Genomic DNA, 6,881 nt, shown 5'->3' with positions numbered 1-6,881 from the left:
CTTGATGCACATCCAGCCCGACATTCTTCACTGTCCTTTTCATGAGGGCCGCTCCTGGCTGTGACCTGTGGTTTGATGACACTTCCACAGTAGCAGTCAGGGGCGTGCTCTCAATATCCGTGTCAGCGGCCCCGCAGACCTCGACCGTTCCCGAAATTCGCAGAAGATCCCAAGATTGACATGAGGGGCACTCATGCGCGAAATGAAGCATGGTGGCGGCATGCCAGTCTTGGCATCGGGCTGCCAGTGTCTGCTTCTCAGGATCTCGGGAGCGGGACGGTCGCATTACGCCCCACGATTTCCAAGACGCTCCAATAGCTCGCCTATGCTCCCACGAGCTGCGACACGCCCGATACGCATTCCTTCGCCATCTCGACGCAGGACTTGCTGCCGATGTAGAGCGGCGTGCGCTGATGCAGCTCGGTCGGCAGCACGTCGAGCACGCGAATGCTGCCGTCGCTGGCCGCGCCGCCGGCTTGCTCGACGATGAAGCCCAGCGGATTCGCCTCGTACAGCAAGCGCAGCTTGCCCTTCGTGGACTTGCGATTCGGCGGGTATGCGAAAATGCCGCCGCCGAGGAGATTCCGATGGAAGTCGGCAACGAGTGAGCCGACGTAGCGAACGCTCAATGCCTTCGTGACGCCGTCGAGGCCGCGATAGCGACGCATGAGCGTTTTCACATTCTCGTCCCACATCTGCTCGTACGAATCGTTCACCGACAGGTAGCGACCATCGTCGGGAATGCGAATGTTGGGATGTGAGAGGAGGAACTCCCCGATCGACGGATCGAGCGTGAAGCCGTGCACGCCCTGGCCCGTCGTGTACACGAGCATCGTGCTCGAGCCGTAGATGATGTAACCCGCCGCGACTTGCCGCCGTCCCGGCTGGAGCAGATCCTCCATCTCTCCGTGGCGACCGCGCGTGATCTTTTTGACGACGGAGAAGATCGTTCCCACGGGAACGTTGACGTCGATGTTCGACGATCCGTCGAGCGGATCGAAGAGCAGGACGTACTTGCCGCAGCGAAAGTGCTCGGGGATTTGAATGATGCCCGGCTCTTCCTCCGAGGCCATCGCGCACAGGCGACCGGTGTGGTCCATCGCCTTGATGATGATCTCATTCGCAACGACGTCGAGCTTTTGCTGAACTTCGCCCTGGATGTTCTGTGAATCCGCGGAGCCCAGGATGTCGGCAAGGCCCGCCATGCGCACCTTGCTCGCGATCATCTTCGCGGCGAGAGCGATGTCGTACAGGATGCCGGAGAGCTCACCCGTAGCTTCAGGATGCTGGCGCTCCTGCTCGATGATGAACCGCTCAATCGTGACGACCGACGTTGCCGTGTGTCTAACCACGCCAAAGCCCTCCGCTGAAGACCTCGTTCAACTACTACGCTCCTTCCGCCGCGCCGCATAGTCGCGCGCGTCGACCTCGAAACGATTGGCAAAGTAGCCACGCCGTGCACTCTCCCACAAATAGCGGAGAGGGAATGTCAGACTGGCCTCAAACTGTTGAACGTGCCGGAATTCGTGCAAGAGTAACTCGTCGTCGGGCGAGACCGACGGTGAGAGAAACACGGTGCGCCACAGCGTGATCGCCGCCGCCGATCCCTGACCAAGGAACCAGCCGGCCACGTTCACCGGGATGCCGCCGCGACGCCACCGCACGCCCTCGAGCTCGGGATACCGTGCTCGAAGGGTCGGCGACAGCGTCAGTCGCCGGCCGATCAGGGCCGCGACGAAATCGGAAGCTCCCATGACTCTCCACTGGCGTCTACCTCGAGGCGCTGCCCGTCGGTGCGGACGACGATGGTCCCGAGCCGGTCCGTTCGCAATACTTGTGCACCTCGGGCAGCGAGCGTGGCCATGACAGCGGCGCTTGGATGACCGTAGCTGTTTCCCGCCCCTACCGACACGAGCGCGATTCTCGGCCGAACGGCGTCGAGAAAGGGACCGCTGCTACTCGTCGAACTGCCATGATGACCCACCTTCAGGACGTCGGCGTGCAACGAATCGCCGTATCGGGCCACTAGCCAGTCCTCCTCCGGTCGTTCCGCGTCGCCGACGAGGAGGATACGCACGCTGCCGAACCGCGCGAGCACGATCGTACTCGCGAGATTTGGGTCGGTGAGCGCGGCGGTCCAGGCTGAATCGGGTCCGAGGAAGCGGAGCACGACGCCATCGACCACGAGCGAGTCATTGGGGTGCACGCGTTGCCAGGCGGTGCCGACCTCGTGAGCGCGCAGAAGCGACTCTCGATAGGCGTCCGCGTCGCCGGCAAAGGCCGCATCGAAATAACGCGCCGGATGTAGCGCCGCGATGACTGTCGCCGCACCGCCCACATGATCGGTGTGTGGATGCGACAGAATGAACGCCACGAGATCGCCGCGCCGGCGCGCCAGGTAGGGCAGGACGACCGACCGGCCCGCATCGCCTCCATGCCAGGCCCTTCCTGCGTCGATGAGAACCCAATGGCCGTGTGGCGTTCGAAGGCCGATCGCGTCCCCTTGCCCCACGTCGATGAGATGCACCTCTACGAGGCCGGTGCCGGCTGGCGCGAGGCCACTCCATACGAGAAAGGCGATCGCAACGCTGCCGACGATCAGCGCGTGAGCCGGCCAGCGGCTCACACAGGCGACGATCAGCGCGACCGAGGCAACTCCCGCGAGCAACGCGGTGGCGATCGTGGGCGAGACCACCATCCATCCGCCCGGGATTGACGCACCGGCGAGCGCGATCGCGTCGAAGCCCGCGAGCAGCGGATGCGCGGCGTCCCCGATGAGGGCGGCCAGCGCGGGAAATGGCGCGAGCAAGAGGCCGAGGAAGAGCATCGGCTGGGCGAGAGTCATCAGCGGTGCAGCGACGAGATTGGTGAGCGGTCCCACCAGACTGATCCGCCCAAAGGTCCAGGCGACGAGCGGCGCGCTCGCGACAGTGGCCACGGTCGAGACGACAAGCCCGGCGACGAGCGTGCGCCGCCAGCCAGCGATGCGGCGCGGCACGACGCGCCTAACGAGCGAGCCGGCGGCGATGAGCGCGGCGACGCCGATCACCGACAGCTGATAGCCCACATCGAGCACCGACCGCGGCGAAATGAGGGGCGTCGCCGCGCCGATCGCGAGTATCGCCCAGGGTGACGTCGGGCGCTGCAGCAGTCGCGATGCGCCTAACGCCGCGAGCATGGCCGCCGAGCGTACCGCCGCATCCGGTGCGCCGATGAGCGCGACGTAGACGGCGACGACGACGATCGCAGAAACGGTCGCCGTTCGCCGCGCGAGACGCATGATCTGAAACAGGATCTCGAGGGCCACGGCGATGATGCCGACGTGCAGCCCCGAGATCGACAGCATGTGCGCGAGACCGGCGGCAGCGTACCGGTCGCGAATCTCGGGTGAGAGGTCACGCGTATCGGCGACGAGGAGCGCCTTCGCCAGAGGTGCATCGGCCCTGAACACCTGCTCGATCGAGGCGGTCGCACGGATTCGCCATCGCGCGCGCCACCCCGGACCTTCGACGAGCGCAAGCCTCGCGTTACGGACGACGTATCCGCGTTGAGCTGGCGCGAGATCGCCACGAATCGTCACCGTGCTTCCCGCCGGAACGCTCCCCGCCGCCACCGACAATGAGATGACCAGCGGACAGCCGACCGCGTGAGCGTGGACGAAAGCGCCGGGCGAGGCTGCCTCGTCGATGATCGCCCGCGGAATGCCCTCGCGCACGACGTCCTGCTCGCAGTGCGCGTCTGCGATCCCCGCACCGCCGGCGACGAGCGCGCCCGCGGTGAGTGCGGCACCACAAGCGCCGACCAGGACTCGATGATGAATAGCGCCCATCAGCGCGATCGTCAGGCCGATGATGCCGGTGAGCGCAGCACCGAAACCAAACCCGCCTAACAAGCCGGCGGCATACGCGAGAATGGCAACGGCGACGAGCGGCATTTCGAGCTCCGCGGGATGACGTCACCGCGAAGCCCGACCGCGCCTCACGACCCAGCCGGGCGGTGTTTGCCGGTGACAGCCTCGGAGGGTGCGTGACGCGGTTGCTCGGCGACGCGGTGCATCGCTTCGAACACGAGCACGGAGAGCTCAGCGCGCACCTGGTCCGTGTCGAGATCCGCTGCCTCGATCGCCCAGCCTAGCCCCGTGGTCGTGTATCGGGGCTTAGTCTGGTTCATGACGTACGCGACCACATCATCCGCGCATTGCTCGCAGGAGCAAAACTCGGTGTGAGTCGCCGAAAGTTTCGCGTGTACTTCGCGAACCGCACGTTCGAGGGGGCTTCTCATCCGGCCATCGGCAGGGGCTGACGATTGCGCACAATCGTACCCGTGAAAGTGGAACCCGTAGTACCGGTCAGCTCCACGTTGTAGTATCGGCCGATCATCGATTCGTCGCCCGGAAGCAGCACCGTCTTGAAGTCGCGCGTCCGGGCCTGAAGCAGCTCGCCGCGGCGCGCGCCTTTCTCGACGAGCACTTCGTAGCGCTGACCGAGCAGCGTGAGATTCCGTTCGCGCGACATGCCGCGCACCGTCTCGATCAGTCGAGCCATTCGATCCGACGCAACCTCCTCCGGCACGATCATCTCGGCGGGAAGACGCGTTGCCGGCGTGCCGTCGCGCATCGAGAAGATGAACGTGAACGCGTCGGCGAAGCCGACCTCACGCACGGCGCTGAGCGTCTCCTGGAAATCCTCTTCCGTCTCGCCCGGAAAGCCGACAATGACGTCGGTGGTCAGTGAGAGGCCACGAACGGCCTGTCGCAATCGATCCACACACTCGAGATACTGCTCGCGCGTGTAACGCCGCAGCATGCGCTTGAGTGTGCGCGTCGAACCGGACTGCATCGGCAGATGCACGTGCTCGCAAACAGCCTGCACCTCGGCCAGCGCCGCGATGACACGATCGCTGAAATCGTTAGGGTGCGGACTCGTAAAGCGAACGCGACGGATGCCCTCTACGGATCCCACCGCACGCAGGAGATCCGCGAAGTCATATTCGCCGTCGTGATACGAGTTCACCGTCTGGCCGAGAAGTACGACTTCGCTCATCCCCTCCCGCACGACTTGCTCGACCTCGCGCACGACGTCGGCAAGCTGACGGCTTCGCTCCGCGCCTCTCGTGTACGGCACGATGCAATACGTACAGCGGTAGTCGCAGCCCCGTTGTACGGGAATCCAGGCTTTGACGCGATCGAATCGCTTCGGTTGGAAGTCCTCGTAATGCTCCTCGAGATCGAACGAGGTCGAGATGGGGCGCTCGCCCTCACGCGCGCGCTCGACGAGTGCGGGCAGTGCGCGGTAGCCGTCCGGTCCGACCACGAGGCTGACGTGCTTCGCCTTCTCGAGCAATTGCGGACCGAGCCGCTGCGCCATGCAACCCGTCACTCCCATGATGGACGTAGGCTTCATGTGGCGCTTCAACTCGCCCAATCGACCAATGACGCGTTGCTCGGCGTGATCGCGAATCGCGCAGGTGTTGACGAGAATGACGTCCGCCCCTTCCGGGCCCGCTACGGACTCATAGCCGTGTGCCGCGAGCTTGCCGAGCATCAGCTCGGAGTCGCTCACGTTCATCTGACAGCCATAGGTTTCGACGTAGACGGAGGGCAAAGGGGCTAGGGGCTAGGGGCTAGGGCGATTGCGGAGAGACGGGAACCATCGAGGGCGAGCTTCGCCTGATAACGGACCCCACGCGCCAGCTGCGACGGCGGAAGTACAGAAAGATAATCTTCCGTCAGTCCCTCTCGCTCGGTCGCGGCGGGGCCACCTCGGACGACCACGACGTCCGCGAGGCCACCGGCGCGGGACTGCCGATATGCGAACGCTTTCCGGCTCGCCAATTCTCGTAGCTGGCGCGCCCGATCCGCAATGACGGAAGGATGAACGCGTCCCCCGAGTCGCTCGGCCGGCGTGCCCGGGCGGAGCGAGAACGGGAAAACGTGCAAGTACGTGAACGGCAGGCGCTCGACGAGTGCCATCGTCTGTGCGTGATCGGCGTCCGTTTCGCCAGGGAATCCGGCAATGATGTCGGCGCCGAGACCGAGCGTCGAGCAGGACGCGGCGAGTCGCTCGACGACCTGCGCATATGCGTCCGCAGTGTACCAGTGCCGACCCATGCGCTTCAACACCGCGTCGGACCCCGACTGCAACGGAGCGTGAAGGTGCGGGACGAGGTGCTCGGGCGCAGCACTGAGCAGGGCGATGAGGCGGTCGTCGAGCTCCGTTGCCTCGAGCGACGACAAGCGGAATCGAACGTCGGGCACGTCGGCGACGAGGCGCTCCACGAGCTCGCCTAACGAGCTGCCGATGTCGTGGCCATAGCTGCCGATGTGAATCCCCGTGACGACGATTTCCGGATGCCGGTCGGCCAGCACCCGCGCTTCGCCGACGATCTCGTCGGCAGCGCGACTGCGATTGGCCCCACGCGCGACGGTCGTCGCGCAAAAGGTGCAATGCTCGTCGCAGCCGTCCTGCACGCGCAACAACGCGCGAACCGTCGTCTGCGCCGCGGCACGCGCCACCGATGCCTCAGGAGGCAGCTCGAGCGCAGAGGCGAGCGCCGCCATGTCTGCGCCCTCGACGAGGTGTTGAACCGTCGGCAGTGACCGCAGCGAGCTGTCGTCGCGTCGAGCGGCGAACCCTGTTGCGCAACCCATGATGACACTGCGCAATTCCGGTCGCGATCGCGCGGCACGTCGCACCGCGCCGCGGAGATCCGCCTCGGCTTCCGCGGTGACGGCGCAGCTATTGAAGAGCGCGACGTCCGCTTCAGCGACATCGCTCACGATGCCGTGCCCGGCGCGCTCGATCATTGCGCGCGCCGTTTCGGTGTCGTAGTGGTTCGCGCGGCAACCGAACGTCCGCAAATACACCCGCATCGCCGTCCGC

Annotated in this window: 6 protein-coding genes; all 6 read right to left on the bottom strand. The window is 65.2% G+C overall.

The features are described 5' to 3' along the window. Positions 1–323 precede the first annotated feature (323 nt). Genes fbp through VGH98_14615 form a run of 6 tightly spaced genes read right to left on the bottom strand, consistent with a single transcriptional unit; the run spans position 324 to position 6,871 of the window. Positions 324–1,352, bottom strand: coding sequence for a class 1 fructose-bisphosphatase (fbp, locus tag VGH98_14640; GenBank protein ID HEY2377210.1), 1,029 nt, complete (start codon positions 1,350–1,352; stop codon positions 324–326). 27 nt (positions 1,353–1,379) lie between these two features. Next, a complete protein-coding gene (locus VGH98_14635; GenBank protein HEY2377209.1) occupies positions 1,380–1,754 on the bottom strand; it encodes a DUF4157 domain-containing protein in 375 nt (124 codons plus the stop codon). Next, entirely contained in the window at positions 1,724–3,934 is a 2,211-nt protein-coding gene (locus VGH98_14630) for a DNA internalization-related competence protein ComEC/Rec2 (GenBank protein HEY2377208.1), read from the bottom strand. Before VGH98_14630 ends, VGH98_14635 begins: the two co-directional genes overlap by 31 nt. Positions 3,935–3,978: 44 nt before the next feature. Then, on the bottom strand, positions 3,979–4,281 hold the full coding sequence (locus tag VGH98_14625) for a late competence development ComFB family protein (GenBank protein HEY2377207.1): 303 nt from the start codon (positions 4,279–4,281) through the stop codon (positions 3,979–3,981). Beyond that, positions 4,278–5,603: a tRNA (N6-isopentenyl adenosine(37)-C2)-methylthiotransferase MiaB gene (miaB, locus tag VGH98_14620; GenBank protein HEY2377206.1), complete on the bottom strand. Its 1,326-nt coding sequence runs from the start codon at positions 5,601–5,603 to the stop codon at positions 4,278–4,280. Before miaB ends, VGH98_14625 begins: the two co-directional genes overlap by 4 nt. A 5-nt stretch (positions 5,604–5,608) precedes the next feature. Further along, positions 5,609–6,871 (bottom strand): MiaB/RimO family radical SAM methylthiotransferase, encoded by a 1,263-nt coding sequence (locus tag VGH98_14615; protein HEY2377205.1) that lies wholly within the window; start codon positions 6,869–6,871, stop codon positions 5,609–5,611. Positions 6,872–6,881: the final 10 nt, after the last annotated feature.

It is taken from the genome of Gemmatimonadaceae bacterium (assembly GCA_036496605.1).
GTDB lineage: Bacteria > Gemmatimonadota > Gemmatimonadetes > Gemmatimonadales > Gemmatimonadaceae > AG2.
Note: the sequence above shows the minus strand (reverse complement) of the source record. Positions and strands in the feature narration are given on the sequence as shown.

Bases quoted from the DNA above. Each gene is read 5' to 3' on its own strand.
- VGH98_14635 (HEY2377209.1), bottom strand. From the start codon at position 1,754: ATGGGAGCTTCCGATTTCGTCGCGGCCCTGATCGGCCGGCGACTGACG.
- VGH98_14630 (HEY2377208.1), bottom strand. From the start codon at position 3,934: ATGCCGCTCGTCGCCGTTGCCATTCTCGCGTATGCCGCCGGCTTGTTA.
- VGH98_14625 (HEY2377207.1), bottom strand. From the start codon at position 4,281: ATGAGAAGCCCCCTCGAACGTGCGGTTCGCGAAGTACACGCGAAACTT.
- VGH98_14615 (HEY2377205.1), bottom strand. From the start codon at position 6,871: ATGCGGGTGTATTTGCGGACGTTCGGTTGCCGCGCGAACCACTACGAC.